Genomic DNA, 361 nt, shown 5'->3' with positions numbered 1-361 from the left:
TCCGCGCTACTCAGGATACCACTATGCTTCGTCTTGCTTCGAATACCGGACTGTCACCGTCTGTGGTCGAACTTTCCAGATCGTTCTTCTCACAAGAGTTCTTGCAACGCTGTGGTCCTACAACCCCGCTTATGCCGTAACATAAACGGTTTGGGCTCTTCCCCGTTCGCTCGCCACTACTGGGGGAATCATTGTTATTTTCTTTTCCTGCAGGTACTAAGATGTTTCAGTTCCCTGCGTTAGCCCCTTACTTAAGTAAGGTGATATCCCTTCAGGATATCGGGTTGTCCCATTCGGAGATTCACGGATCAAAGGTTATTTGCACCTCCCCGTGACTTTTCGCAGCTTATCACGTCCTTCA

Annotated in this window: 1 rRNA gene; it reads right to left on the bottom strand. The window is 49.0% G+C overall.

Annotated elements, in window-relative coordinates:
* Positions 1-361: ribosomal RNA gene (locus H6A61_RS15490) — 23S ribosomal RNA — on the bottom strand; the annotation flags it as partial.

Source organism: Bacteroides caecigallinarum, assembly GCF_016901995.1.
Taxonomy (GTDB): Bacteria; Bacteroidota; Bacteroidia; order Bacteroidales; family Bacteroidaceae; genus Phocaeicola; species Phocaeicola cellulolyticus.
This window is presented reverse-complemented; position numbering and strand designations above follow the sequence as displayed.